At 53.9% G+C, this 26138-nt stretch carries 22 protein-coding genes and 1 pseudogene; 13 read left to right on the top strand and 10 right to left on the bottom strand.

From position 1 onward, the window contains the following. Positions 1 to 18: 18 nt before the first annotated feature. On the bottom strand, positions 19 to 870 hold the full coding sequence (locus AC3IUE_RS09340) for an urea carboxylase-associated family protein (protein WP_489266918.1): 852 nt from the start codon (positions 868 to 870) through the stop codon (positions 19 to 21). 15 nt (positions 871 to 885) lie between these two features. After that, positions 886 to 1539 carry a GntR family transcriptional regulator gene (locus tag AC3IUE_RS09335; protein WP_489266916.1) on the bottom strand — a complete coding sequence of 218 codons (654 nt, stop codon included), beginning with the start codon at positions 1537 to 1539 and terminating at the stop codon, positions 886 to 888. Positions 1540 to 1715: 176 nt separating this feature from the next. On the opposite strand from AC3IUE_RS09335, the gene AC3IUE_RS09330 reads away from it, so the two are divergent. Next, on the top strand, positions 1716 to 2273 hold the full coding sequence (locus AC3IUE_RS09330; protein WP_489266914.1) for a TetR/AcrR family transcriptional regulator: 558 nt from the start codon (positions 1716 to 1718) through the stop codon (positions 2271 to 2273). Here AC3IUE_RS09330 and fabF read toward each other — a convergent pair. The 6 genes from fabF to AC3IUE_RS09300 all read right to left on the bottom strand — a co-directional run bounded on the left by fabF (position 2270) and on the right by AC3IUE_RS09300 (position 9119). After that, entirely contained in the window at positions 2270 to 3544 is a 1275-nt protein-coding gene (fabF, locus tag AC3IUE_RS09325; protein ID WP_489266912.1) for a beta-ketoacyl-ACP synthase II, read from the bottom strand. The genes AC3IUE_RS09330 and fabF overlap by 4 nt on opposite strands. 32 nt (positions 3545 to 3576) lie before the next feature. Continuing rightward, a complete protein-coding gene (locus tag AC3IUE_RS09320) occupies positions 3577 to 4371 on the bottom strand; it encodes an SDR family NAD(P)-dependent oxidoreductase (RefSeq protein ID WP_489266910.1) in 795 nt (264 codons plus the stop codon). 205 nt (positions 4372 to 4576) lie between these two features. Further along, positions 4577 to 4912 (bottom strand): ComEA family DNA-binding protein, encoded by a 336-nt coding sequence (locus tag AC3IUE_RS09315; RefSeq protein WP_489266908.1) that lies wholly within the window; start codon positions 4910 to 4912, stop codon positions 4577 to 4579. Between the two features lie 112 nt (positions 4913 to 5024). Then, positions 5025 to 7019, bottom strand: a complete 1995-nt coding sequence (locus AC3IUE_RS09310; protein ID WP_489266906.1) for a polysaccharide biosynthesis protein — start codon at positions 7017 to 7019, stop codon at positions 5025 to 5027. A gap of 106 nt (positions 7020 to 7125) precedes the next feature. Then, entirely contained in the window at positions 7126 to 8154 is a 1029-nt protein-coding gene (locus tag AC3IUE_RS09305; RefSeq protein ID WP_489266904.1) for an MraY family glycosyltransferase, read from the bottom strand. Continuing rightward, complete coding sequence (locus AC3IUE_RS09300; RefSeq protein ID WP_489266902.1) at positions 8151 to 9119, bottom strand: UDP-glucose 4-epimerase family protein; 969 nt, start codon at positions 9117 to 9119, stop codon at positions 8151 to 8153. Before AC3IUE_RS09300 ends, AC3IUE_RS09305 begins: the two co-directional genes overlap by 4 nt. A 1843-nt stretch (positions 9120 to 10962) precedes the next feature. Between AC3IUE_RS09300 and AC3IUE_RS09295 the strand changes: the two genes are divergently transcribed. The 5 genes from AC3IUE_RS09295 to AC3IUE_RS09275 all read left to right on the top strand — a co-directional run bounded on the left by AC3IUE_RS09295 (position 10963) and on the right by AC3IUE_RS09275 (position 13974). Then, complete coding sequence (locus AC3IUE_RS09295) at positions 10963 to 11208, top strand: tyrosine-type recombinase/integrase (protein WP_489266900.1); 246 nt, start codon at positions 10963 to 10965, stop codon at positions 11206 to 11208. 75 nt (positions 11209 to 11283) lie between these two features. Beyond that, on the top strand, positions 11284 to 11739 hold the full coding sequence (locus tag AC3IUE_RS09290) for a tyrosine-type recombinase/integrase (RefSeq protein WP_489266898.1): 456 nt from the start codon (positions 11284 to 11286) through the stop codon (positions 11737 to 11739). Next, positions 11718 to 11918, top strand: coding sequence for a hypothetical protein (locus AC3IUE_RS09285; protein ID WP_489266896.1), 201 nt, complete (start codon positions 11718 to 11720; stop codon positions 11916 to 11918). The genes AC3IUE_RS09290 and AC3IUE_RS09285 overlap by 22 nt, the downstream gene beginning before the upstream one ends. 308 nt (positions 11919 to 12226) lie before the next feature. Then, on the top strand, positions 12227 to 13297 hold the full coding sequence (locus AC3IUE_RS09280; protein ID WP_489266894.1) for an acyltransferase family protein: 1071 nt from the start codon (positions 12227 to 12229) through the stop codon (positions 13295 to 13297). Continuing rightward, a complete protein-coding gene (locus AC3IUE_RS09275; RefSeq protein WP_489266892.1) occupies positions 13294 to 13974 on the top strand; it encodes an SGNH/GDSL hydrolase family protein in 681 nt (226 codons plus the stop codon). The genes AC3IUE_RS09280 and AC3IUE_RS09275 overlap by 4 nt, the downstream gene beginning before the upstream one ends. 64 nt (positions 13975 to 14038) lie before the next feature. Here AC3IUE_RS09275 and AC3IUE_RS09270 read toward each other — a convergent pair. Both AC3IUE_RS09270 and AC3IUE_RS09265 read right to left on the bottom strand, forming a co-directional pair. Next, positions 14039 to 15178: pseudogene (locus AC3IUE_RS09270) on the bottom strand (IS3 family transposase). Between the two features lie 375 nt (positions 15179 to 15553). Continuing rightward, positions 15554 to 16171, bottom strand: coding sequence for an RNA-dependent RNA polymerase family protein (locus AC3IUE_RS09265; protein WP_489266890.1), 618 nt, complete (start codon positions 16169 to 16171; stop codon positions 15554 to 15556). Positions 16172 to 16372: 201 nt separating this feature from the next. On the opposite strand from AC3IUE_RS09265, the gene AC3IUE_RS09260 reads away from it, so the two are divergent. The 7 genes from AC3IUE_RS09260 (at position 16373) to AC3IUE_RS09230 (ending at position 26133) form a co-directional block, all read left to right on the top strand. Continuing rightward, positions 16373 to 18466, top strand: coding sequence for a sulfatase-like hydrolase/transferase (locus AC3IUE_RS09260; RefSeq protein ID WP_489266888.1), 2094 nt, complete (start codon positions 16373 to 16375; stop codon positions 18464 to 18466). A 73-nt stretch (positions 18467 to 18539) separates the two neighbouring features. Continuing rightward, complete coding sequence (locus AC3IUE_RS09255; RefSeq protein WP_489266886.1) at positions 18540 to 21593, top strand: PEP/pyruvate-binding domain-containing protein; 3054 nt, start codon at positions 18540 to 18542, stop codon at positions 21591 to 21593. Then, entirely contained in the window at positions 21593 to 22240 is a 648-nt protein-coding gene (locus AC3IUE_RS09250) for a gamma-glutamyl-gamma-aminobutyrate hydrolase family protein (RefSeq protein ID WP_489266884.1), read from the top strand. Before AC3IUE_RS09255 ends, AC3IUE_RS09250 begins: the two co-directional genes overlap by 1 nt. Continuing rightward, complete coding sequence (locus AC3IUE_RS09245) at positions 22231 to 23010, top strand: phosphocholine cytidylyltransferase family protein (protein ID WP_489266882.1); 780 nt, start codon at positions 22231 to 22233, stop codon at positions 23008 to 23010. Before AC3IUE_RS09250 ends, AC3IUE_RS09245 begins: the two co-directional genes overlap by 10 nt. Positions 23011 to 23012: 2 nt before the next feature. Next, positions 23013 to 24161 carry a CDP-glycerol glycerophosphotransferase family protein gene (locus AC3IUE_RS09240; protein ID WP_489266880.1) on the top strand — a complete coding sequence of 383 codons (1149 nt, stop codon included), beginning with the start codon at positions 23013 to 23015 and terminating at the stop codon, positions 24159 to 24161. 14 nt (positions 24162 to 24175) lie between these two features. After that, the gene (locus tag AC3IUE_RS09235; RefSeq protein WP_489266878.1) at positions 24176 to 24406 is read left to right on the top strand and encodes a hypothetical protein; all 231 of its coding nucleotides are present in this window, start codon (positions 24176 to 24178) and stop codon (positions 24404 to 24406) included. A gap of 134 nt (positions 24407 to 24540) precedes the next feature. Further along, on the top strand, positions 24541 to 26133 hold the full coding sequence (locus tag AC3IUE_RS09230) for a YidC/Oxa1 family membrane protein insertase (RefSeq protein ID WP_489266877.1): 1593 nt from the start codon (positions 24541 to 24543) through the stop codon (positions 26131 to 26133). Positions 26134 to 26138 lie beyond the last annotated feature (5 nt).

The following is a 26138-nucleotide window of genomic DNA, read 5'->3' as shown; positions in this document are numbered from 1 at the left end:
TGACGGGGTTTTGCGTTTCTACTTTTCCCAATCGGCCTTGGCAATGTGCAAGCCATGCAGCCCTTTGTACGCAGCACGTTCCGGCTGGCTCCAGCCTTCAAGCAACGAATCCTCCAACCGATAAATCTCCACCCCGAGCGGGCGACACACGCTTAGCGGGTCCTGCGCATCCGGCCCCCACATGGCCAGTGACAGATCGCCGCCCGGGCAGGTCGAGAGCGCGCAGAGCAGATCGATTTCGGCAAAGAATTCCAGGTAATCGCCCTTCTGCGCCGGACAGGCTTTCATGAAGTACATGTCGTCGTGGTTCAGGCCCGTGCACTGGAAAATGTTCAGCACGTCATGCACGTCGAACTCGGTCAGCCCATGAGGCAGCACCGCGCGGGTCAGGTTCGAGTGGCAGTGATGATGGAAGTCTTCGCCGGTGAGCATTTTGTTCACATAAGGATCGCAGCGGGTGCCGAGCAAATCGTGCAAGCGACCGCCATGTTCGTCGATGCCGTAACCGGCCAGACTGTCATCGGTGATGGTCACCAGCGGCCGCAAAAAAGGCAGGTTCGACCAGAGCCGGTCATGGGTGCTGACGTGAGCCCCCTGTAACTGCCGGGTCCGTGCCGCCCACAAACGCTCCCGTGGATCGTTGGCATTCCAGACGTTGAAATCCCCGACTTGCGGCCCGACAGGCGTGGTCACCCGAAACACATGCCCGGCCTGCACCTTCCAGGCGCGACCGGTGCGGATCGGCACTTCGAATTCTTCGATCAGCGTGCGCCCGTCCTTCTTGTCGCGGATCCGCTCGTAGAAGGCTTTGTCCACCTGCAAGGCTGAGCCTTTGCTGACTTGATAGGCCGCCGGATAGTCTTTGTACATGGCACGAATCCTCGATCAGTGATGGGAAACTGGAGCAAGCATTTGCAACAGGAGGTGTTCGGAATCGTCGAGATACAGGCTCATTGCGTCCTCGGCTGAGCGTTTGTCGCCCTCGGCCAACAACTCATGGATCTGCCGGTCGCGCGCCAGCCAGGGCGCCTGAAAACGAGATTCATCGGGTGCGGTGCAGAACACCAGGCGCAATTGCGCGACGACGTTGGTGAAGAACTCATCGAACAGTGGACTGCGCAGCAATCCGACGATGTGTTGATGAAAAGCCAGGCTGTGGGTGCCGACAGCGCGCCAGTCTTCGCGCTCCCGGGCAAGCTCGGTGGCTTCCAGGGCTTCGAGCATCCGGTCGGATTGATAGTCGCGCAGCGGCTGACTCGCGCTGATGGCCTGCAGCTCCAGGGTGCGCCTGACCTTGAACAGATCCCGTACGTCCTCGACGCCCAGCCTGCGCACCATCACGCCCTTGTTGCGCACATAACGGGTCAGACCTTCCTGCCCCAGGCGATGCAGCGCTTCGCGAATGGTATTGCGGGATGCGTTGTAGGCAGACACCAGATCGTTTTCCACCAACGCCATGCCGGGCAGCAAACGGCCGCCAATGATGTCGGCGCGCAACTCAAGTGTGATGTGGTCGGCCAGGGACAATCCGCTGTTCATACTCATTGCCTCGTGATTGTTCAACAATCGTCAGTTAAGTAGTAATCACTATTCGTGCCAGTTCACTCTAGTCAGCAGGACGGAGTTGGACGCATCTGCATGCTTTTTAGAAGTAGAAGTACAATCACCATCCCATTTTCATTGGTTAATATGGCGCATTGTTGCGGAGATACCCGATGCGTTACTCGCAGGACCATAAAGCCCAGACCCACCAACGCATCATCAAGGAAGCGTCAGCGCGCTTTCGCCGCGATGGCATTGGCGCGACAGGTCTGCAACCGCTGATGAAAGCACTGGGCCTGACTCACGGTGGCTTCTACTCGCATTTCAAGTCCAAAGACGAACTGGTGGAAAAGGCTTTGCAAGCCGCAGGCGAGCAGGTCGATGTGATTTGCGCCGAGCTCTTCGCTCAGGATCGTCCGCTGGAAGCGTTCATCGACGCCTATTTGTCCGAATGGCACCAGACCTCACCCGATGAAGGCTGCCCGCTGCCGACCATGTCATCGGAACTCGGCCTGCGCGGGCAGCAAAGCCCGACCACTGATGTGGTGCTCAACGCACGGCTCGAACAAGTGCAAGGCACTCTTGAAGACGAGAACGCCGCCGACCAAAGCATCGTCATCATGTCGACACTGGTCGGGGCTTTACTGCTGTCACGCAGTGTCGAGAATCCCGAGCTGGCGCAGCAGATTCTCGACGTGACTCGCGCTTATCTCAAACAGTCCCGGGACTAACCCTCCCAACGCTTGAACAGCACGCTGGCATTCACCCCACCAAACCCGAAGCCGTTGGACAGCGCGTATTCGATTGCCATCGGCCGCGCCTGACCGTGGACGATGTCCACGCCTTGGGCGGCGGGGTCCGGGGTATCGAAGTTGAGGGTGGCCGGCACGACCTGATCGCGAATCGCCAACAGCGTGAAGATCGCCTCGATACCGCCCGCTGCACCGAGCAAATGCCCGGTGGCCGATTTGGTCGATGTCACGGCAATTTTGTTATCCGTGCCGAACAACGCCTTGATGGCCGCCAACTCTCCCAAGTCCCCGACCGGGGTCGAGGTTGCGTGAGCGTTGAGATGCTGCACCTGCGCCGGCGAAATGCCTGCCTGGGCCAATGCCAGCGACATCGCCCGTCGCGCACCGCTGCCATCCTCGGGACCTGCCGTCAGGTGATAGGCATCGGCACTGGTGCCGTAACCGACCAGCTCCGCCAACGGTTGAGCACCACGGGCCAAGGCATGTTCCAGGGATTCGATCACCAGAAGTCCAGCGCCCTCCCCCATGACGAAGCCATCGCGGCCACTGTCGAATGGCCGAGAGGCACGCTCCGGGGTGTCGTTGTATCCGCTGGACAAGGCGCGAGCAGCGGCAAACCCGGCGAGACTGACGCGATCGATCGCCGCTTCCGCGCCGCCACATACCGCTATGTCTGCTTCGCCGCAACGAATCAACCGCGCCGCATCACCAATCGCCTGCACCCCGGCCGCGCAAGCTGTCACCGGCGCACCCAATGGGCCCTTGAAACCGTGCTGGATCGACACATGACCCGCGGCGAGGTTGACCAGGAATGAGGGAATGGTGAACGGCGACAAGCGTCGCGGCCCACGGCTGTCCGTGGTGCGCACCGCATCGGCAATCGCACCGAAACCACCCACGCCGGAACCGATAATGGTTGCCGTACGCTCCTGGGCATTGGTGTCCGCGGCTTGCCAACCGGCCTGCTCCAGCGCCTGACGCGCCGCTTCCATGGCGAACATAATGAAGCGGTCCATCTTCTTCTGCTCTTTGGGCGCTGTCGCCCGGTCCGGGTCAAACCCCGCCTCGGGATCGTCAGCCAGCGTCGGCACTGCGCCACCGACCTTGGCCGGCAAATCGGCAACCACCTCGTCCGGCAAGTTGCGCAACCCCGAACGCCCGGCCAACAGACGCGACCAGACGGCTTCGACGCCAGAACCCAATGGCGACACCAGGCCCATGCCCGTTACAACTATTCGACGATCACTCATACCGCAAATACCTCAAGCCGATTCATGACGCCTCACGTGTAACGCGCGGCAGCCTTACTTTTGGAAAGATTCGGCGCCAATACATGACGCGCCGCAATGAAGGCATCCCAGTCGGCCGCATCCGGCAACGAAGGAATGGTGATCAACTCACCCTGATCCAGACCCGACAACGCGGCATCGACCATATCATCGGCTTCCATGACCATCTCCGCCGGAATTTGCGTTGCGTCGATACCGGAGCGCTCCCAGATCTCGGTGCGTGTTACGCCTGGCAACACGGCCTGCACCTTGACCCCGGTGCCCTCCAGTTCAGCGTTCAACGACTGCGTCAGACTTAACACATAAGCCTTGCTGGCGGTGTAAGTTGCGTTGAAGCGCTCGGGAAACAACGCCACCACTGACCCGATATTGATGATCGTCCCCCGACCCGCCTTGGCAAAACTGGCGGCCGCTGCCGATGCCAACCGCGTGACCGTTGTCACGTTCAGTTGAATCAAGCGTTCCAGCTGATCCATGTCGGCATTGGCCAACAAACCATCCGCTGCAACACCGGCGTTGTTCAGCAACAGGCTGATACTCGAATCGCTGCGAAGACGCTGTTCAAGCTTCAGCACCTCATCCTTTTGCGTCAGATCCGCCTTGAGCACCTCGACCTGAACGCCATGCTCGGCGCGCAACTTGGTAGCCGCCACTTCCAGCCGCTCTTGATCACGGGCGACCAATAACAAATCAAAACCACGCGCCGCCAACCGCTCGGCGTAAATCGCACCGATACCGGAAGAAGCACCGGTGACGAGGGCCGTACCTTGGGACTGGACAGAGTTCATGACTATGCTCCTGGGAGATGCCTAAGGGAAAGACAAGCGCCTGTGGCTCAGAACGCTTGGCGGAAACCAATTTATTATAGGCATAATCTCAGCTGTATATGATAGGCATAATTTTTCTCATATCGACGAAAGGCCCACCCTCACAGCGTTCGCCAGAAAGCAAAAAGGCCGATCAATGACCGGCCCCTGACGCTGACGTATAAGCTTAGTTCACCTCAAGCTTCTCGCGATTCTTATCCAGAATCGCTTTACCGATCCCCTTCACTTCGAGCAACTCGTCCACGGACGCAAACGGCCCATTACTCTCACGATAAGCAACAATCGCCTTGGCCTTGGCCTCGCCCACACCGGACAACTCGCGCTGAAGGGTTGGCGCATCGGCCTGATTCAGATCGACCTTGCCGGACTGTGCCTTGGGAGAAACTTCCAGTACCAAGGGTGCATTGCCAGCCTCGGGCTTGGCCGTCGGCGCAGCAATGGCAGCAATAGAGGCGCTGGTGAGCAGGGCAAAAACCAGAGAGTAGAAATAGCCAGTACGCATAAATGAAGCTCCATGACATCGATTGAGAAAGCAGCTTTTCCGAAGCTGCCTTCCAAACTTAGGCGATGTCTGGAGCTTGTCAAAAATGTGTCCGTTACAGGATGTGAAACAATCAGGGTTCCAGGCGACGTTGCTGGTAGATCCAGTCGACGATATCGCCGTCGGGGGTGTAGCCGCTGACAGTTTCGCGCAGGAGCTGACGGACACGACTGTAATCGTCATGATCGACAGCAATCAGCAACTCCCTCAAACGGCCCTTGAGTACATCCCACGGCAAATGATCTTCGTTGGCGCTCATGATCATCGGATGTTGCGTCGCTGCCACGTTGTCGCCGATCAGCAACTCCTCGTAAAGCTTCTCACCGGGACGCAGACCGGTGAACTCGATGGAAATGTCACCTTGCAAATTCTTGTCCGAACGAACGCTCAAACCGGACAGGTGAATCATCTTCTCTGCCAGCTCGACAATCTTCACCGGCTCGCCCATGTCCAGAACAAACACATCACCGCCCTGCCCCATGGAACCCGCCTGGATCACCAGTTGCGCGGCTTCGGGGATGGTCATGAAATAGCGAGTGATTTTCGGGTGGGTGACCGTCAACGGGCCACCGGATTTGATCTGGCTGTGGAACAGCGGGATCACTGAGCCGGAAGACCCCAATACATTGCCAAAGCGCACCATGGTGAAACGAGTCTTGTTGACCTGGGATACATTGGCCTTGTCGCCGAACATCACTGGGGCGATTTCACGACTCAACGCTTGAAGCGTCATTTCGGCGAGACGCTTGGTACTCCCCATCACATTCGTGGGGCGAACAGCCTTGTCGGTGGAGATCAACACAAAGTTGGACACACCCGATTGCAATGCAGCCTGAGCAGTGTTGAGCGTGCCAATGACGTTGTTAAGCACGCCTTCGGCAATGTTGTGCTCGACCATTGGGACGTGTTTATAAGCGGCAGCGTGGTAGACGGTGTCCACACTCCAGGTCTTCATCACATCCAGAAGTTTGTCCTGGTGGCGGATCGAGCCGAGGATAGGAAGCAGACGGACAGGAATCGACTTCCTGCTGGCACGCTGCTCCAATTCCGACAGAATGCTGTAGAGGTTGAATTCACTGTGCTCGAACAATAAAAGCGTAGTCGGGCCAAGCGAGAAGATCTGCCGACACAGTTCCGCACCAATCGATCCGCCAGCGCCCGTGACCATTACTGTCTTGCCTTTGATACAGCGTTCGAGCAGGTCTGGTTGCGCGGGTACCGAGTCGCGCCCCAGAAGGTCGGCGATATCTACTTCCTGGATGTCTTCGACCTTTACCCGGCCACTGGCCAGATCGGTGAAGTTGGGTACGCTTCGGATGTGGAGCGGGAAACGTTCCAGAATAGTGAGAATTTCCCGACGTCGTGCGCGGGTTGATGAGGGTAGAGCCAGGAGGATTTCCTGCGCGCCGGTTACGTCGATCATCTGTTGGATGTGTTTGGGTTTGTAGACTTGTAACCCTGCGATTGAACGATCCGCGATGCTCGAATCATCATCAATAAATGCCACAGGACGCATGGCTCGGCCCATGCGAAGTGCTGCGACAAGTTGATTGCCGGCGACGCCTGCACCGTAGATGGCGACTTTGGTGAGGCCATCATCGCGGTTGGTGAACGGTACGTGCTGGGCGGCGGTGAACCAGTCGCCCATGAAATATTGACGCATGCACAGACGCAGACCGCCGATGATGACCAGGCTAAGCCACCAGTAGTTGAAGACAATGGAGCGTGGCACTACCGCTTCGTGATTGCTGTACCAATAGACCACAACTGCCAGAATCAGCGAAGACAACGTGACTGCCTTGATAATCGCAATCAACGCATCGTTGCCGAAATATCGCATAACCGCCCGGTACATGCCGAAGCGGATAAACAGAGGAATGGCGACGACAGGGGCGCAAACAAACAGCCAGAAATGAACCCTGAAGGGGTTGTACATATCATCGATACCCAAACGCACGATGAACGCCAACCACAGAGCGCCCCAGACCAGAAAAACGTCTGTACCGACCTGTATCAACCGTTTCCGACGTCTGGGAAGCCCTACAAGGCGCGATCGGACCCTATCCATGAACTCTTCAAACACCTCAGCCTTCTCCCTTCAACTGCCGCATCACCGTGGTGAAACTATATAGGCGTATCTCATCCACTTTAATCCTAAATGACAGAACTGTTACTCAGTTCTTCACCGATGGCCCTTCAAGCTCTCCAGCACGAAACTTGATCGCCAGTAAAACCAATGGAGCATAGGCCAGAATCAAACCCAGGCTTGAGTTGAGGCCGAATTGGGTAACACCTAGTGCGATAGGCAACAACCAAAGCAAATTGATCGCGCCAACGGCCATTGTAACCGGCAAATGGCTGCCGAACTGACGGGAGGCGAACTGATAGGCATGGCTGCGGTGTGCCTCATAGACCTTGTCTCCCCTGAGCAGCCGGCGAAACAGGGTAAACGTTGCATCGACAACAAATACACCGAGCAGAATCAGCCAACCCCATAGCAAGTCAGCAGAGACCCAGGCCGCTTGAAGTGAGAGCCCTCCTAGAACAATACCCAGGAATCCGCTCCCGGCATCCCCCATGAAAATTCTGGCGGGGGGGAAATTCCAAAAGAGGAAACCCGCCACCGAAGCGGCCAACAACAATGGAGCCCAGATCAACTGCGTCGTACTACCGGCCCAATACAAGAGACAAGCCCCAAGGCAAACACAAATAGCCTCGACGCTGGCAATTCCATCAATGCCGTCCATGAAGTTGTAGAGATTGAGTAACCACACCAAATAAAAAGCGGTCAGTACATGACCTGCCCAGCCCAAATCGAGATAGGAACCAAAAATCTCAATGGGCGGCAATCCACCCATCCAGCCCAGAAGCCAGGTTGCCGCGGCAAAATGGCCAAGTAAACGCCAACGCGCGGCAATATGTCCGTGGTCGTCCATAAAGCCGATTAACGCTATTACGGCCCCTGCCCCGGCGTTCGCAAAAAAGGCCGATGAAGAAATCAGTCCCGCTGCGTACAGGAGGCCCAACGAAACGATAAAAGCCACGACAATTGCAACGCCGCCACCGCGTGGTGTCGCGACCACATGGGAACTACGTGCATTCGGAACGTCCATCAGACTTCGAGATATGGCGTACTTGCGTAACACCGCTGTCAGCAAAAAAGAAATACCGACAGCCACCGGAAAAAACCACGCATAACTCATTTTTTGCAGGACTCCAGAAAGCGCTGCGCCGTCAACCTCAATCCATCATTCAGACTTCCGGGTGGACGCCAGCCCAGTAGTTCTCGATTTTTCTTGATATCGACTTGTAATGAACCGAAAAGCCGTTGTGCTGTTGCGCGTCGCCCCAACAAGCCGGCCAGGAGTACCAGCACCCTGGCGGGAACGGGCACTAGCCAGGTTTTCACACCCAAATAGGTGATAAGGCGTCGCATCAGTTGGGTCGTTGAAACATCCTCATCATCGCTCACCAGAAAGACCTGATTCACGGCCCGGGGATGATCGAGGCACGTTGTGACCAGATCAACGACATTGTCCAGTGAGACAAGACTTCGAAGATTGTTCACCTCACCGAACGGGAGTGGAATGCCCTTCACAAGCCAGCGCATCATTTGCTGAAAGTTTGCACCCACGTCCGCGCCATAAATAAGTACTGGGCGGATGATGACTACTTCTATTGCGCCGGTATTGGCGAGTTGCATGAGTTGCTGTTCTGCTTCGTACTTGGAAATGGCATAAGGATCCGAAGGATGCGGAATATCATTTGCCGAGAATGCACTTCCTAGAACTGTGGCTTCTCCATTGACCTTGATCGAACTGATAAAGATAAATCTCTTAACACCGGCCTGTATGGCCTGGCGTGCAAGATTAAGTGTGCCTTGAACATTGATAGCACGAAATTTTTCCAGCGATTGCGCCGGATCCTCATTCATCACATGCACTCGAGCCGCCGAATGTACAAGTATATTCACACCAGAGAGAGACTGAGCCCAGTCGGTGGTTTGATCTATATTTGATATATGAGTCTTTTCTACTACGTCGGGCAACTTGCTATTCAAATTTCGGAGGGGCGCCACCACCGATATTTCCGGCAGCGTGCAGAAACGCTTTACCAACGCAGCCCCCAGAAACCCCGTCGCACCGGTCACTAGTATTTTTTTAGACATTTCAAATCGACTATGAAAAGAGAGGGCAGCGAGATAATTTATCACGAAAATGCAGCAGGATAAATTCCCCGACACCTCTCAGATGAGCTTACGAGCGGAAACCTCGTATTTTGTCTCAAAAAAAATCCTCAGAGATGAACAGATGAGCGCTCAAGATATTGCCTGAGCTCCGGAGAACACGCCAAACTAACCCACCGAACAAGGCATCTCAGCGGCTTCTGGACGGGCATTCACACTCTTGAGGTGGGCCCCCTAAATTGTCAATTTGGAGACGCTGTACGATTTTGCCGCGCCCCTCCCCTCACTTCATTCTATTTACTAGAACTTCGTCACCTACAATCAGCTCCGTGCCTCGGCCTTTCGTGTCGGTATTCGTCCTCGCGCCTGCGCTCGCTTGCTACTGCTCTTAGCATCAACCGCGAGGTGCTTACGATCCATATCAAAACGCGTGCTAATGCCGCCTATAGAGTTACGCCCAAGGCATCAAAACCATGATCGATGTTTGCAGCAGGTGAAGCCGTGAATCGGCCGCACAGATCGGTTTCACCCTGCTTAAGCTGCGCGCAACGTGGGCTTAACAATAAGCGAAGCTTTTGGGGCGAGTTGAATCGATTCGCGCCCTACTAATGCAGCTATCATTTCGCCATCAGCGAATCTTGTGTTAAATCCTGATAAAACAAAACACCATACTAAATATAAAAAGTTGAGCCAAGCCCATTCAACGCACCAACATTATCGTTTGCATTTTTTAAACACTGGACGCAGTTTCAATGAAGACAACCCAAACATAAAAAGCACCAGCAGCAAACTAAAGCTTTCAATAGCGTTATCTGCCACGACTTTACTCGCTAGCGCTTACATATTTGGCTCGCATAGCAACCAAATGTGGCAGCCCAAGCAAGTGGACATACGACAACCCAACGGCTACCGGACAAAGAAGCTTAATTGACAACAAAATAATATCTTGGGCGCCAACACTGACTCAATACTTGAACAGTGCGATAGAGCAGAAGGCAACTGCCATCTAGGTGAGAGCAGCCTACTAAAAACTGTAAATGCTTATGCCGAATATATAAAAAAACACACCATCCAAATTAGCCAAAACCAAGTCAAAAGCCCCCCCTCTCAGAGTCCCCCCTTAAATCCTTTCGATTTCGCTTTCATCTAGGGGGGCAATCTCATACCAATCAAGATTCGGATTGCGCGCCTAACGCTAATCCGATGGCGCGGTTGCAGAAACGATCCACGCCAAGAGAGTGCTGATGCTCTCCGCTAAGCAGCAGGGCGAGGATGGCGAAACGCCCTACTGCAGAATCATCTTTCTAGGCACTGACGATGTGTCGGACGAGAATTTTGTCCAGGCGCTGAACATCATCGCCCGCCAAATCGCGCCCTGCACATCAACCCCACTCCTGCCGACGGCAGCCAGATGCTGGCCGTAAACCTTCTACCGCCTTGCGCGGCACAGAGACAGCCATGCCAACGAAAAGACCGGCAACCCTCGACGCCCCATCCGCCCTGCTGGTGGACAAGGTCCTTGAGTCACGCCTCACCGAACTGTCGGCACGACTTCAAAAGCACTTGAACATAAACGCTTGGACGGCCTTATCCCGCGCGGCGTCTGGAAAAAAGTGACGGTCAAATCATATACAGCCTGGAGCGATACAATACATGGGCAGAAAATAAGTGCGCCTCCCTGATGGAGTCGAGCCCCGCGGCGAAATCGTCAGGATCCGTTTTACTTGAATGGTCAGCGTCGAAGTGAACCGACTCCCTTTAAGCCGACTGCCCAAGGGCTCGCGGCGGCCGGCAGTCTCTGTGCTCGTGTAAGGAACTGATCAACTTGGACGCGCTGAATGATGACCTCTACGCCCAGATGTTCCCCAACTCCAACTACCTGCTCGACCGCAAGACACCTATCTTTGGCGAGTTCGCCCAGATCTGGCTGGACAGTCGGGAAATCGTCGACAGCACGCACGATAGCTACAAAAGCGTGCTGAACCGGTTCTGGATGCCGGTGCTGGTCAGCAAGCGAATCGACAACATCACCTCGGCGGACCTGCACAAGATCGTTTGGGCGATTGCGTGAGATTCGCCGGGCGTGCGCAGGAACGCCACCGACAGGCTGTCGAGCGTCCTGCAAACCGCCATGATGGATGCTCACATGGTACGTAACCCATGCCTGTCGATTCCTCAGGCGAAGATCACCAAGCGCCAGGTTGATCCGTTCGAACGCGACGACGCTGAGCGAATCATTGCCGACCTGTACGAAAAACTCGCTGGGCCGACCCAGCACTACGCGGCCTATTTTGAATTCTCATTCTTTACCGGCATGCGTCCGGGCGAGATACGCGCGCTCAAGTGCTCAGAAGTCGATGAGGCGAAGCGAAGGGTTCACGTTTGCCAGGTGATTGTGAAGGGTGAGCTGTTCGAGCGGATCAAGACCAAGACCGTCATGGATGTGCTGCTTAATGATCGGGCGCTGAATGCCATCAAGGTTGCCCGGTCACTGGCAACCGATGGGGCGAAGTTTGTATTTGCTCCGGCAGATGGCAGCAGCGAGTGGATCAGTCGGACAGCACGCCGAAGAAATATTTCTTGGCTGCCCTTGAACGACTGAAGAACCGCTGGCGCCATCAGTACGACTGCCGCTACACCTACGCGACCTTGTGCCTGATGGCGAACATGAACACAGCCTTTATTGCAAACCAGCTTGGGCACAGTGTACAAATGCTGCTCTCGACCTATGCAAAGTGGATCAATTCCACATCGGACTGGACCGAGCTTAACAAGCTGTAAACACAATCGTTTGGACCATATTTGGCCCACGCGTCCGACAGAAGACGATAAAATCCCTACAAAACAAGCCCACTATTTAGTAAGACGCGACATTTAATTATGATGGCATCACGGGGGATTGCGGGGATTTAGCCCGCTATCGGATACCGCCAAACCATCGCAAACCCCGAACTACTCCGACCTTCCGCGTAAAATTGGCACAGTCCTCTCTCGGCGTTCTGCCGACCTGCGCCGCCCCATATAGCAATAAGTACAAAAACCGATACGGAGTCAGTACACTCCGGCGCCTAAACATACGAGCCAATTGCATGACTCAACGCTTCGTTTACCTCGACTTCCTACGATTTGCCTTTGCCATGATCGTGTTTTTCGGTCATGCCAAAGGCCTGCTAGTGATGGAAAAGTTCCAGCTTGCTGTTGACTATTTCTTCATTTTGTCAGGCTTCGTACTGACCCACGCCTACAAAGACAAGCTCTCTCGTCCGGGCTTCATAATGAGCTTTGCCCGTGATCGGGTGGCCCGTCTATATCCGCTGCACCTGATAACCCTAGTAATCATCATGGGGCTGAACATCTGGTTCACCGAGACCACAAGTGGCCAGCTCCTAGAAAACGGCTGGTCCTACCAGGATGGCCGCACCTACACCCTGGCGCTGAATTTCGGGATGCTGAACAACGTCGGGCTGAGCCCCAATGGCCCATCATGGAACGCGCCGTCTTGGTCCATATCCGTTGAGTTCTGGATCAACATCCTGATCGCGGCGGTTGCCCTGCTGACGCGCCGACTGATTGTCGCCCTAGCGGCTGTCGCATTCTTCATCTGCTATTTCATCCTGTTCAAAGAGGTGGGAAGCCTCGGCGATTACTACAAGAACCTCTTTGGTTGGTTGAATGTAGGCATGCTCCGGGGCTTGGCGGGGATGTCAGCGGGGATCCTCTGCTATGCCGCCTATGTGAAACTGGCACCAGTGGTAGAGGCACACAAAAAGCTCGTCACTGCCCTAGCCGTTTTTCTGGTGGCCATTCAGTTTTGGATGATCGGAGGTGGCGTGAAGCTTAATCACTCCGACTTCCTGATTATCCCCATCAGCGCAATCACAGTCGTGGCGGTCGCTCTCGCCGAGAGCATGCGCCAAGCGTCAGCAATCGATAAGTCGCTTGAGTGGTTGGGAGAGTGCTCCTATGCGATCTACATGACCCATTGGATTGTGCTCGATCTGATCAACTACTTCATGATTTATGCATGGAAAATAGACATAAACATTAAGCAGCCTCTGCATTTCATTGCAATGGCAGCAACAGTTGTAATTCTGGCCCGCCTATCCTTCGTGTACATCGAGATACCGGGAAAGAAAATAATTAAAGGACTCAAGAAATGAAGGCTTTGCTTGTCACGGCACTTTCCTTGGCAGCGCTATCAACCCAAGTAAGCGCTACCATATTAATTGAACAGTACGGGGACTCGACCACTGCTGGCCTTACCACTATTGATGGGAAGGTTCAGGTTGCCCCAATGTCGGGTGTTGATCAAATTTACCTGAAGCTGAACAACCGCTTCGGAGCGCAGGCAGCAATTGCAAACAAAGGCATCTCGCAGACCTGCGCAATCAACCTTTTGGATGGGGACGCCACAACACCTAAGTGGGCTGAGCGCGTAAAAGAATCAAAGGCCTCAATCGTGACCTTCAACTATGGATTGAACCAGTGCGATCGGACGGCAGAACAGTTCGTAGGCGACCTGCAACAACTTGTGGACATCACATTGGCAGCTGGTAAGCAGCCAGTGTTGATCGAGCCAAACCCATCGACCAAACGTGAACACGCCATCCTTGACCAGTACGTTGGCGCGATGAATCTGGTTGCCGAGCAAAGAAAAATCCCGATCATCCAGCACTTCAAAATCTGGAATCAGCTGCCTGACTGGCAGGGGATGCTTTCGGACGGTGTCCACCCAAATGCACTTGGCTATGCGTTCAAGGGAGCCATTGAGTACCAGGTGCTTGATGCAATGGTTATTGCTGAAATCGAGAAACAACAGGCTATCAAGCAGCCCTAAATACAATCCCGCTCAGCGTGGTTAGGGTGGCATTTGTAGTGGTCAACTAATCCCGGACATAACGTTAAGTTTTTTTCTCGGCCAGAGCTGGCGCGAGTCCACCGTTGAATTGATGAGGCCGAATCCAGTTGTAGCGACGCATCAAAAAATGACTGATGTCGCGCTGGGCCTCTTGGGCCGTTCGGTAGCCCGTGGTAGGTATCCATTCGGTTTTCAAACTTCGGAACACACGCTCCATCGGCGCATTGTCCCAGCAATTTCCTCGGCGACTCATGCTCTGGCGCATGCGATAACGCCAGGGCCGCAGGCGGAATAGACGACTCGCATACTGCGACCCTTGATCCGAGTGAAACAGCAGCCCCAGAGGTCTTCCGCGTTGCTCGTAGGCCATGTCCAGCACCTTGATCACCAACTCAGCGTCCGACTTTTCCGACAATGCCCAACCCACTATCCGGCGTGCGCAAAGATCCAGCACAACAGCCAAGTAATGCCATTTACCTTGAGCCCAAATGTAAGTGATGTCGCCGCACCAGACCTGATTGGGCTCTGGGACATCGAACTCCCGATTCAACGTATTCGGGATATCCAACCGTTCAACCGTCGCCCGTTTATAGGCATGAGAACCTGGCTGTTTGCTCACAAGCTCAAGTTCGTGCATTAAGCTACGCACCTTGAACCGGCCCAGTTGCTCACCGTCTTCACGCATCATCGACAAGATGCTGCGGCTGCCCGCAGCACTGCGACTTTGCGTGAACAGTTCATTGACCCAACTGCGCAGCCGAAGCCGCTCAACATCAGGAGTCCGGCGTCTGAGACGCTGCGCGAGAAACACGAGCGGGTGACTTCAAACACCTTGTACAGCCAATCAACCGGCTCGTGGACGCTCAGCTGGTCAATCAGCGCGAACGCTCGTGATCTTCCGCGATCAAGAGCGCGGTAGCTTTTTTAATATCGATTTTCCCCGTTCAAGGCGGACGATCCGGGCTTCCAACTCCTGGATTTTCTGCCGTTCCGGTGTCAGCGCTTTGCTCTGCGGGGTAACGCCTTTGCGTTCCTTCTGAACTTGATCAACCCAACGGCGCAAGGCCGATTCGCCGACACTGAGTGAACGGCGGGCTTCGATGAAACTGTAGTTTTGCTTGAGTACGAGGTCGACAGCCTCGCGTTTAAATTCAGCGGAAAACACACGGTGTTGTTTGGTCATCTGACACCTCGATCTGGCGAGCACTCTCGCCTAAATGGGTGTCCGGTTTCATTAGACCACTACAGTTTGCAGTTCCTACCGTTGATATGTATCCATCGGGAGCAACTGCAACCCAGCCTGTAGTGCCGCTAGCTTGATTAGCAGGAAAGTATTCATCGCTGCGGGGCGAAGGCCTATGGGCAATTGCGCTATGTGATTGTCAGACTCTGTGACGCCGTTTTTTATCGCTCCTTGGACTTTTACCAGCACATCAGCCGTAATCATGGCGCCACAGGTTGCGTACGCCCCTGGAGCCCCATAGTCAATCCCCGCCGAAGTAACGCGGTAGGAATGGCAGTCGCCTGCCACCATCCGCACAGATCCATACGTGCAGAATTACCGCATACGGCTCCTGCCTTGGGTTTTAACGCCGAAGCGGGTTATGGGATAGGGATGCATAGGTAACTCGCGCGGACAGGCAATGAACAACCTGGCTAGCGCAGTCATTCGTTCCCAGTTCAGTCGGTGTCGCTGGCTCCGCCGTTTAAGGGCATGCCTCCACGCTCCGATAATTTCCCGGCGAAAAGCATCCAGCCACCGTGTATTACCGGGTACGTGGTAGTAATTGCAATAGCCTCTAGACAACCGACTCAACCACTGCCCGATCACTGGGACAGGCTCGTGCCTGCGCTTATGCAACTGCGCCCGTATCTCCTTGAGCGTTGCTCTCATACGTTTGCTGATAGTCGCGCGCCCTACCACGAACATCCCGTTCTTGGTTTTACTACAGAAATGCGTGAACCCGAGGAAATCGAAGGTTTCCAGCTTCCTTTCACCACGTTTCTTGCAGTCTTCGACCACGAACCACCCAAACCGCAGCAGTCGTGTTTTCTCTGGGTGTAGAGTTAGGTTGAACTGGGCGAGTCGGGCTTCCAAAGCATGACGAAAGCTCCATGCATCTTCACGCTTTTCAAACCTAAGCACGCTGTCGTCCGCGTACCGCACGGCGATCATCTCGTCCTGTGCCGTACGCCCACGTCATTGCCTGATCCACAAATCCATCACGTAGTGCAGGTAGATATTGGCCAGCAGCGGTGAAATAGGCGCGCCTTGTTCTGATCAGAAAACAGCTGAATTTATAGTGTTCTTCCTATATTATTGCGAGTTGTTTACAACAAATTACTGTATCGCCTCCGCAAGGATCAGGAAATCTGCATGCCCACGATTTTAAAGCGTTTGGCTCTTCCATTTTCAGCTGCTTCAATTTTGTTCTTGTGGGTGCCATTATATTCAGTTTATTTATCACTAATTGATATTAATTTCAGCGTTAAGAATTTTTTCTTTTTTTCACTGATTGTCACGCTTGCTGCGGGAGTTGCTCTTTCTGTAGTTGCAGCCCTGCTCGGCTTATTGAGACTTCGCCGGTGCGCATCAGGCGTGTTGTATTTTATTATTTTCTGGGTGTCTATTTCCGGCTTCATACTGCCTTTAACAGGCCAGGCCGGCATGGTGTCTCCGGCGGATTTACCAACTAATAATTTCAATCTTATTCTTGTGAGCATTACTTCATTTGTACTGACATTGCTGACATACACAAAACTGAAGTCTGCAGCACAGGCATTTGTACTGATACTCGTTGCTACGTCGATAGGGACGGCCGGGCTTACACTTTATCAATCAGGAACATCGCTTGCCCGACTTTCAAGCCTTTCAGCCAACGATAATGTTGTCATTCTCAGTCTCGATGGGTTGGCAGGAGTAGTTGCCAAGCAGGTTATCGAGGAGCATCCTGAGTTGAAAGAGGATTTCAAGGATTTCATTTTTTACGATAACGCAGTTGCTCTCTCGCCGGCGACTAACGCTTCCCTTCGCTCCGAAATCTACGGGAATGTTGACTTCAGGAAGCTAAGTATCACTTCGAGCGGGCTGGCAGGTAAGCTATCGAATAGAACCAGTTCAATTAAGCGTGAACAGCTTTCATCTTCGGATGTTATGACCTATGGACCATATAGTTTCTTTAACGATAATCTGGCGGATGTGTCAATCCCTGGAACGTTGACCGAAAGCGATTACAAGGAAATCTCATCCACTGCTTTGAATTTCTATCCATATATAGCGGCCAGGGTAGCCACGCCTATCGGTGCAAAGTGGGTCGACCTAGAGCTTCGCCCACTTCAAAAACAATACCTGCAGAGCGCCAAGACCGAGAGGATTCTTACGCACAAGGGCGCATCGTGGGATGCCCAGAACACACTTCAAACTGACGAGTTAGTCGCCTTGACAGAAAACCTGCATATTACCAATAGTACACGTACTATTCGTTATCTGCATTTTTTGCATACGCATTTTCCTGTCGATTTTGATGAAAAATGCAACTACCGAAGTGATAGCGCGGAATGGTTTGCCAGCAATCAAAACTATCAGGGCTTATTGAACGAAACCGAGTGTGCTTTACGCCAAGCTGCGAACTATCTTAAGAAGCTAAAAACGCTTGGCGCTTATGATAAGACGCTGTTTGTAGTTAAGAGTGATCATGGTGCTCCGGCTAATTACTTTGATGAGAAGCCAGATGACGTTCTAATCAACAATCATCCTTTTTGGGGCTACAATCGGTACCGTCCACTGTTGATGATTAAGCCTCGAACAAGCGAAAATGTGTCGATGATTTATAGCAGTGAGCTGGCGAGTTTGAGTGATTTGGCCAGGACGCTTTGCTTGCATTCCCCTGGCACGCCTGCATGTGATGAGTATGCTGGGTTGGACCTATTGAACCCACCGGTACAAGACACAGGCCCGCAACTTTATCTGGACGTAGTAAAGAGCCAGGCATCTTCTTATGAATTTGATACTCAGATGACAGTAGTAGTCCCTAGAGAAAAGGACTTTATGGCGGCGCTTAAAGGAACTGGGCAAGTCACGCTGAAGGAGTCCGAGATGGCGCTCTATCTACAACGTAAACGTGATCTCGAAAAAATTCGAACCGCACTGGAGAAATATCGCGCGGACAAAGGCGCCTACCCGGTGAGTGAAAATTTCGATGGCTTCCATAGCAACTGGGGGCGCGCTGCTCCGGACTGGATTCGTGGGCTTTCACCTGCTTTTATCGCCGCGCTGCCTAGAGACCCGCAACTTAGTGAAGAAGCTACACCTCAGTATCTTTATCGCTCTGACGGTACCGGCTACAAGCTCGTTTCTCATGGTGCTAATGCGTCCAGTGCTATCGCATCCGGGCTGGACCCACAAATGGTTGACCCGCTGCGTAAGAGTTTTGCCTTTGGCTATTGGACCGAAAACGCCCAAGGCTGGTAAAGCTTGGGCAGAAAGCCGAATACACTGATCGAGTCAGTATTTTTAGCGTTTCATGCATAGCAAGAAGGTAGTCATGCAGTCAGCAGTAATTTTTCTCGGGGCAGGCAAGCCCTTCCACGGTGATGAACACGCCGCGCTACGCAGTGCCTCGGGTCATACACGAGTCATCGACTGGTTGCTTCATGCCACCACCTCGAAGATGCCGGACGTGCACTTCGTCGGCGGCTACAAGATCGACTCGGTCAAGCGGCGCTATCCCGATTTCAACTACTACATCAATGCCGACTGGCAGGTCACCCAATCGGCCTATTCATTTCTGCAGGTTGACCTGGCCAACAAGAATCGGAGCCTCGTCTCTTACTCCGATATATTGTTTCGTCGCAGCCTCGTCGACGCCATGGTTGAATCGCAGGCAGACATCAGCGTTGCGGTAGACAGCCTATGGCGCACCCGTTACACCGGCCGCACCCGCTTAGATTTGCAACGCTGTGAAAAGGTTTGCCTGTATGGCGAGTCAATCACGCGGCTGGGGCCGGACATCCCCTCGAGCCTGGCATCGGCCGAGTTCGTTGGTTGCGTCCATTTTGGTCCGCGTGCGATGCAGTACTTGCAGGAATTCAGGGTTGATCTGCAACAACGTTTCCAGAAGGGCCACCTTTCCGACTTGGTCGAGGCGTTGCGCTGCCAAGGCATGAGCGTTCAGGCCGTGGACGTACAAGGCGATTGGGCCGAACTCAACGAGCCCCAGGATCTTGCGCATTTTGTTTTGGGGACCAAGGCCCAGACCCTCCGGCGTCTACGCCGTATGGTCAGGTTGAGCCGAATCGAAGACCAGGTAAGTTTTACGGTTGCCCAGTGGCAAGAAATCCCGGACTCGCTGATCGACACCATTCAACAAAGCTTTCCCAAACAACACCTTGTCATCCGTAGCAGTGCGCTGTCGGAGGATGGCTTTATCAATTCCAATGCGGGCGCCTACACCAGCCTGCTGAATATCGATGGCAGCAACGCGTCGAACCTGCGAGAAGCGATTGAGTACGTTATTGCGTCTTACAGCGATACCAATCCTGACAATCAGGTGCTGGTGCAACCAATGCTGGAGAAGGTGCTTGCGAGCGGTGTCGTTTTTACCCGAAGCCTGAGCAGCGGCGCTCCGTACTACATAGTCAATTACGACGATGTCAGCGGCAGCACCGAATCGATCACTAGCGGAGCCAGTCACGATCATAAGACGCTGATGATCCGCCGTGATGCGAGCTCTCAAAGCCCGAACATTCCGGATCGTTTGCATAGCCTGTTACCCGCCCTGCGAGAGATCGAGTCGTTGTTGGGTTATGACTCGCTGGATGTTGAATTTGCAATCACGACTGATGCGGGCTTACACATTCTTCAGGTACGCCCAATTGCAGTCGATCACTCCAAGTGGGACGGCAATGATGAGGGCATCATGGCGCGCCTGGACAGTGCTCGTGAACTCTTCAAAAGTCTGCAGCAGCCCGCTCCCTTTATCGCAGGTCACCGCGCACTCTTCGGGATCATGCCTGACTGGAACCCGGCCGAAATCATAGGCACCAAACCGACGCCGCTATCCATCAGCCTCTATCGTCATCTGATCATGGATGAAACATGGGCGACCCAGCGCGCCGAATATGGTTATCGGGACGTACGTCCTCAGCCGCTGCTGATTAGCTTTGCCGGTCATCCGTATGTCGATATTCGCGCCAGCTTCAACTCGTTCGTACCCAAGACGATCGATGAAGCCTTGGCCGGTCGTTTGGTCGATTTTTACCTGTCGTGGCTGGAGCGCAATCCGCACTTGCATGACAAGGTAGAGTTCGATGTCGTCCCCACGTGCTTCGCTCTCGACTTTGAACGCTGGAGTGAGCGGTTGACCATTGAAGGTGGCTTCTCTACACAGGAAGTTGAGCAGTTACGTATCGCGCTACGTGAAATCAGTGCTAGCGCGATAGTGCGCAACAGTCGTGACCATGCAGTGATCGAAGAGTTGGAGCAGCGTTTTGAGCAACTTAGCGATGCTTCAATGCCCCCCTTGGAAAAAGTATGGACCCTTCTGCACGATTGCCGACGCTACGGAGCACTGCCGTTTGCACACTTGGCGCGAAGCGCCTTCGTGGCGGTAACCCTGCTGCGTTCGGCCGTCAGTACGGGCGTGCTGACCGAAGCTGAGATGGAAGACTTCTTGAGCTCCATTCGAACAGTCAGCCACATGCTTACACACGATGCCCATGAATGTGCCACTGGAGACATGACGTGGGAGGCCTTTGTCCATAAATACGGACACCTGCGCCCCGGCACTTATGACATCAACTCATTGAGCTATCGCGCGGATCCCGAACGCTACCTGACGCCGATCGTCGAAAGCGCGCAGTTGCGGCCGTCATCATTGTTGGCCGGCGGGGAGCTATGGCGCCAGGCTCGTGAGCGCTTTGCCGGTGCGCTGGCCGAGCAGGGTATTGTTTGCAGTAGCGAGGAACTGGAGCTGTTTTTAAGACAGGCCATTGAAGGGCGTGAATACGCCAAGTTTGCCTTCACCCGCAATCTTTCCCTCGCACTGGACGTACTGGTGGATTGGGCCGAGCCTCTGGGCGTGGCGCGGGAAGATTTGTCCTATGTTGACATCCAGACATTACTGACGCTGCGAAACGATGCGCTGAGCGCAGAAGATATAGGCAAAAAACTGCTCGCCGAAGCGAAACAGGGCAAAAGGACACACGAGCAGATTCAGGTCATCGAACTGCCCCCGCTACTGTGTAAGACAGAAGACTTCAATGTCTTCCTCTACCCCGCCACGCAGCCTAACTTTGTCGGAACAGGACTAGTGCGTGGCGCCTGCGTCGACTTGAGCCAAAGCAAGGGTGAACAGAACCTCGTTGGGAAAATCGCGCTGATTCCACAGGCTGATCCAGGATATGACTGGCTGTTTGGCCGGCAGATAGCGGGATTGATTACCATGTACGGCGGAGCCAACTCACATATGGCAATCCGCGCGGCTGAGTTTGGCTTACCGGCAGCGCTGGGTGTTGGTGAAACCCACTACCGAACGCTCGCCGCGGCTCACGTTCTGGAATTGAATGCCAGCAATCGAATGATTCGGGTGATTCGTTGATGCGTATTGCTATCACACAGCGGGTCGAACAAGTCGCTGCTTATGATGAGCGCCGGGACTGTCTTGACCAACGCTGGTCATTACTCATGGAAGGGCTGGGAATCGATCTGGTACCTGCTCCTAACGGACTACGCTGCCCTGGCGACTGGTTAGTGCGCCAAGAAGTTGAAGGCTTGATATTGAGCGGCGGCAATGACCTTGCCCACTTGCCCAACGCCGTCAATTTTTCGCCAGAACGCGATTTTACAGAAGCGGCGCTGCTGACTAAGGCACAAGAGCTGAACCTGCCGGTGCTAGGCGTTTGTCGCGGCATGCAGGCCCTCAACCATTTTCTGGGCGGCGGCCTCACGCCATTGATCGGTCACGTAAATTGTCTGCATGGCGTTCATAGTTCTGCCCAGTCCGGACAGTTCAGCGCATATAGGCAGGTCAACAGTTTTCATAGTTGGGGGATCAACCCTGATAACCTGGCAGAAAATTTGCTTGCTCAAGTCTGGGCCGACGACGGATCAATCGAGGCGTTCGTTCATAACCAATTACCTTGGACGGCCATCATGTGGCATCCCGAGCGGCCTTCCAGCAACACCACTCATGACGTAAAGCTCATTCGTCAGCTCTTTTTCGGTAAGGACACGCCATGCGCGTAATTATTCTGGCAGCGGGACAAGGCACTCGCTTGCGGCCATTCACGGACGATCGACCCAAGTGCTTGGTGGAACTGCAAGGCCGGCCACTGCTACACCGCCAGCTCGACGTGATGCGCGCCGCAGGCCTGACTGATATTGCGCTGGTAGGTGGATATCGCGCCGATTGCCTTGAAGGTCAAGGCGTTGAAGTGCTTCACAATCCTCGTTTTGCCGAAACCAATATGGTTTCCACGCTTTTTTGCGCGCAGGAGTGGATGGTCGAGGGCGAGGACCTGCTGATTGCCTATGGCGACATAATCTACGAGCAGTCCGTCCTTGATAGCTTGTTGGCCATCGATGCTCCGCTGGCGATCGCTATTGACCGGCAATGGCGCAGGTTCTGGGACATCCGTATGGATGACCCGCTGTCTGATGCAGAAACACTAAAGCTCGACAGCGACAATTGCATTACCGAACTGGGGAAAAAGCCAAAGGACTACAGTGAAGTCCAGGGCCAATACATGGGACTGATCAAAGTTCGGGCAGATCAGGTGAAGGCATTTCGCGATTGTTGGCAAAATATGGACCGCACGGTACTGCGAGATGGCAAAGACTTCGACAATATGTACATGACTACGTTTTTGCAGCACCTCATAGATGCCGGATGGACCGCCCAGGCTGCATTCACTGATAATGGCTGGCTTGAAGTCGATACAGTGGATGATCTAAACCAGTATCACGAGATGCTTCGAAGCGGGCAGTTGGACACTTTCATACGGCTTAAGGACTGAGTATGTTTGCAGGATTACGCAAGATGCTCAGGGAGTGGAAGGGCTTACAAGCGTTCAAACACGTGCCTCGCGCCGAGCGCAAAATGGTGTTCTATTCGGAAGGTCGGGGTTACTGGTCGTATTTCGAGCCGATCTTCAATGCACTGCAAGTTGATCACGCAACACCCGTGTTGTACCTGACATCGGCCGAGAACGACCCCCTGCTGGAGAACCCGCCTGCTGGCATGCGCTCGTTCTACATCGGCGAAGGCAGTGTACGCACGCTGTTCTTCGCGACTTTGGACGTCGATGTACTGTTGATGACCATGCCGGACCTGCAGAGCTTTCACATCAAGCGTTCGCCCTTTTCCGTTCACTATGTCTACCTGCACCACTCGATCGTCAGCACCCATATGATCTACCGCGCGGCGGCGTTCGATCATTTTGACTCCATCCTGTGCGCGGGCCCTCACCATGTCGCGGAAACCAGAGCGCGCGAAGAGGCCCACGGTTTGCCCGCCAAAATATTGGTAGAACATGGTTATGGCCGGTTGGACACAATCATGGAAAACAGCTGTCAGGGGGCGCCCGCACGAGAAGATGACTTCATCCAGGTTCTGGTGGCACCCACCTGGGGGGAGAATGGCTTGATTGAGCTGCATGGGCTTGATGCAATCAAACCACTCATTGACGCAGGCCTGCGTGTCGTCCTGCGGCCGCATCCGCGCACCCGCAAATTGGCGCCTGGAAAACTCGATGAGATCGCCGCATATTATCGGGAAGAACCGCGCTTTCGTCTGGACGAAGACAGCGATAGCACCATCTCACTGCTCGATTCGGATATCATGCTCAGCGACTGGTCTGGCGCAGCACTGGAATTTGCATTCGGGCTTGAACGTCCGGTCATTTTCGCAGATGTTCCCCGCAAAGTACTCAACCCTGAATACTCCGCAATCGATCTTGAACCGATTGAAGTGCAAATACGCGAGCATGTTGGGATTGTGGTTCCAACAGACAAGTTAGCGAAGTTAGGCGACATTGCGCGAGCAATGGCAACGGACTCGAAAAAGTGGCAGACAACGCTGCATGCAGCACGTCAGCGCTGGATTTACAACTCAGGCCGAAGCGGCGATACAGCCGCGATCTATTTGGTCTCTTTAATTAATAAATGATGGATTATGTTGTCATGAAAAAATCTAAACTTTCACTGTTTGCCTTGCTGTGCCTGGTGCTGTTGCCTATCAACGCGTTCGCCTACCTTGATCCAGGTACCGGCAGCGCCATGCTACAAGGCATCCTCGGTGCGTTGGCAGCCATCGCCATGGTATTGAAGCTCTATTGGCATCGTTTGTTACGCATGATGGGGTTGCGTAAAGACGTCATAAAAAAAGAACGGGCTGAATCTGACAAGAAATAAGTCTGTCGGAATTCAAGTTTTCAACCCCCTGCACTGGAAGTCGTGCGATAGGCTAACCTATATATTCGCTCAAAGATTAGCCCGTATACTATTTCCAGTTTAGCTTCTGCCGAACGCTGCCGAAAGTCACTCTCATGCCCAAGTTAAATAAGCTCTATCAGTGCAAATTGTTCGGCTGGTTATTTCTGCTGTTTATTAGTATGGCAGGAGCCACTGACCAGTCCCCCGTCACACTTGCCAATTCAAGCTTGCACTTGGAGTTTAACTTATCATCGGGCACTGTTCGGCATTGGTCACTGCCTCAGTTGTACGCATCCCTAGGGCATAACCAGGATATGGCAGCGCCAGAGGGCCAGCTGTTTTTGCTGCGCGGAGTTTTGGCCGGCAAGAACCTGAATGAATGGGAACAGCAGACCGACGGGTGGAAAGTGCTGGAGCAACGAGCCGATGCTGTGGTCATCGGCCTCGAGAGCACCGAGCTGCCGTTTAGCATCAAGAAGACCTGGCATTTGCTGGATCATCCCTGGCGTGCTGACTTCACGCTGGACTTGGACTTCAAAGACCTGAAGCTTACCCCGGCGGATCATCTAGAGTTGATGGTAGGCCCCGGCATCGGTGAAACACCTACCGTCGGCCTTGGAATGGGCCAGAGTATCTACTCGTTCACGGAGCTAGCTTTTCATACCCCCGATGGTGTGAAAACACTTCGCCTCAATAATGAAGACATGCCCAACGGATACGCGTCGCAGGACGGAGAGGGATGGGGATGGGGCGGGTTGCAGAGCCGTTACCTAGCACTGATCCTGGCACCTACCAATGACCTGACCAAGCGTTCCGTCTGGCAGGCGAGCACATCAGCAGAGCCCAAAGGCGAAGCGGAGCACGCGGCGTTCAAAACCTCTGTGAATATCCTTCTGCCCATTACAGAGCCCAGCGCTGGGCAAGCGCAAACTTACAGGTGGGATGTGTTCGGCGGCGGTAAGGCCTACGAGGCACTCACAGCCCAGCAACCTGATCTGGGCGGCCTGTTGTTCTCCGGGCTATGGGACTGGATGCGTGGACTGAGCCTTGCAATCATGCACGTGCTGCACTTCATTCACCAGTTGGTGGGTAGTTGGGGCATCGCGATAATTCTGCTGGCAGTCCTTGTGCGTCTTGCTGTGTATCCAATTGCCAAAAATGCAATCTCAGCACAAAAAAAGTACGCTGCCATCCAGGCGCGAATTCAGCCGGAGCTGCAAGAGATTCGCAAGAATTACAAAGGTGGCGAGCAAAGCGAGCGAATACTGCAACTTTATGAAAGCCATAAAGTAAGCCCACTAGCAGGATTAAAACCGCTATTGATCGTGTTGATCCAGATACCTATTTTCGTATCGCTGTACCACCTGCTGGGTCAGACGTTTGAGTTGCGGGACGCTTCTTTCCTCTGGATTAGGACCCTGGCCGAGCCGGATCAGCTGTTCTCACTCGGTGCCGACTTGCCATTATTCGGTGCTTACTTCAACTTGCTGCCGGTGCTGATGTCGCTGACGACATTGCTGAGCATCAAGTTGAACCCCGCTCCCGCTTCAGATGAGACATCGTCTCTTCGCCAAAGCTTGACGACCGGTTTGATGGGACTAGGGTTCTTTCTGTTGTTTTACTCTTTCCCTTCTGGAATGGTTCTGTATTGGACGGTCGCCAACATTCTGCAAGTGGCGCATCAAAAAATCGCGAAGGTCGGGTGATTCCT

Source organism: Pseudomonas sp. GL_093 (assembly GCF_057837605.1).
Note: the sequence above shows the minus strand (reverse complement) of the source record. Positions and strands in the feature narration are given on the sequence as shown.

Bases quoted from the DNA above. Each gene is read 5' to 3' on its own strand.
- AC3IUE_RS09340 (WP_489266918.1), bottom strand. From the start codon at position 870: ATGTACAAAGACTATCCGGCGGCCTATCAAGTCAGCAAAGGCTCAGCC.
- AC3IUE_RS09335 (WP_489266916.1), bottom strand. From the start codon at position 1,539: ATGAACAGCGGATTGTCCCTGGCCGACCACATCACACTTGAGTTGCGC.
- AC3IUE_RS09330 (WP_489266914.1), top strand. From the start codon at position 1,716: ATGCGTTACTCGCAGGACCATAAAGCCCAGACCCACCAACGCATCATC.
- fabF (WP_489266912.1), bottom strand. From the start codon at position 3,544: ATGAGTGATCGTCGAATAGTTGTAACGGGCATGGGCCTGGTGTCGCCA.
- AC3IUE_RS09320 (WP_489266910.1), bottom strand. From the start codon at position 4,371: ATGAACTCTGTCCAGTCCCAAGGTACGGCCCTCGTCACCGGTGCTTCT.
- AC3IUE_RS09315 (WP_489266908.1), bottom strand. From the start codon at position 4,912: ATGCGTACTGGCTATTTCTACTCTCTGGTTTTTGCCCTGCTCACCAGC.
- AC3IUE_RS09310 (WP_489266906.1), bottom strand. From the start codon at position 7,019: ATGGATAGGGTCCGATCGCGCCTTGTAGGGCTTCCCAGACGTCGGAAA.
- AC3IUE_RS09305 (WP_489266904.1), bottom strand. From the start codon at position 8,154: ATGAGTTATGCGTGGTTTTTTCCGGTGGCTGTCGGTATTTCTTTTTTG.
- AC3IUE_RS09300 (WP_489266902.1), bottom strand. From the start codon at position 9,119: ATGTCTAAAAAAATACTAGTGACCGGTGCGACGGGGTTTCTGGGGGCT.
- AC3IUE_RS09290 (WP_489266898.1), top strand. From the start codon at position 11,284: ATGGTACGTAACCCATGCCTGTCGATTCCTCAGGCGAAGATCACCAAG.
- AC3IUE_RS09280 (WP_489266894.1), top strand. From the start codon at position 12,227: ATGACTCAACGCTTCGTTTACCTCGACTTCCTACGATTTGCCTTTGCC.
- AC3IUE_RS09275 (WP_489266892.1), top strand. From the start codon at position 13,294: ATGAAGGCTTTGCTTGTCACGGCACTTTCCTTGGCAGCGCTATCAACC.
- AC3IUE_RS09265 (WP_489266890.1), bottom strand. From the start codon at position 16,171: ATGATCGCCGTGCGGTACGCGGACGACAGCGTGCTTAGGTTTGAAAAG.
- AC3IUE_RS09260 (WP_489266888.1), top strand. From the start codon at position 16,373: ATGCCCACGATTTTAAAGCGTTTGGCTCTTCCATTTTCAGCTGCTTCA.
- AC3IUE_RS09255 (WP_489266886.1), top strand. From the start codon at position 18,540: ATGCAGTCAGCAGTAATTTTTCTCGGGGCAGGCAAGCCCTTCCACGGT.
- AC3IUE_RS09250 (WP_489266884.1), top strand. From the start codon at position 21,593: ATGCGTATTGCTATCACACAGCGGGTCGAACAAGTCGCTGCTTATGAT.
- AC3IUE_RS09245 (WP_489266882.1), top strand. From the start codon at position 22,231: ATGCGCGTAATTATTCTGGCAGCGGGACAAGGCACTCGCTTGCGGCCA.
- AC3IUE_RS09240 (WP_489266880.1), top strand. From the start codon at position 23,013: ATGTTTGCAGGATTACGCAAGATGCTCAGGGAGTGGAAGGGCTTACAA.
- AC3IUE_RS09235 (WP_489266878.1), top strand. From the start codon at position 24,176: ATGAAAAAATCTAAACTTTCACTGTTTGCCTTGCTGTGCCTGGTGCTG.
- AC3IUE_RS09230 (WP_489266877.1), top strand. From the start codon at position 24,541: ATGCCCAAGTTAAATAAGCTCTATCAGTGCAAATTGTTCGGCTGGTTA.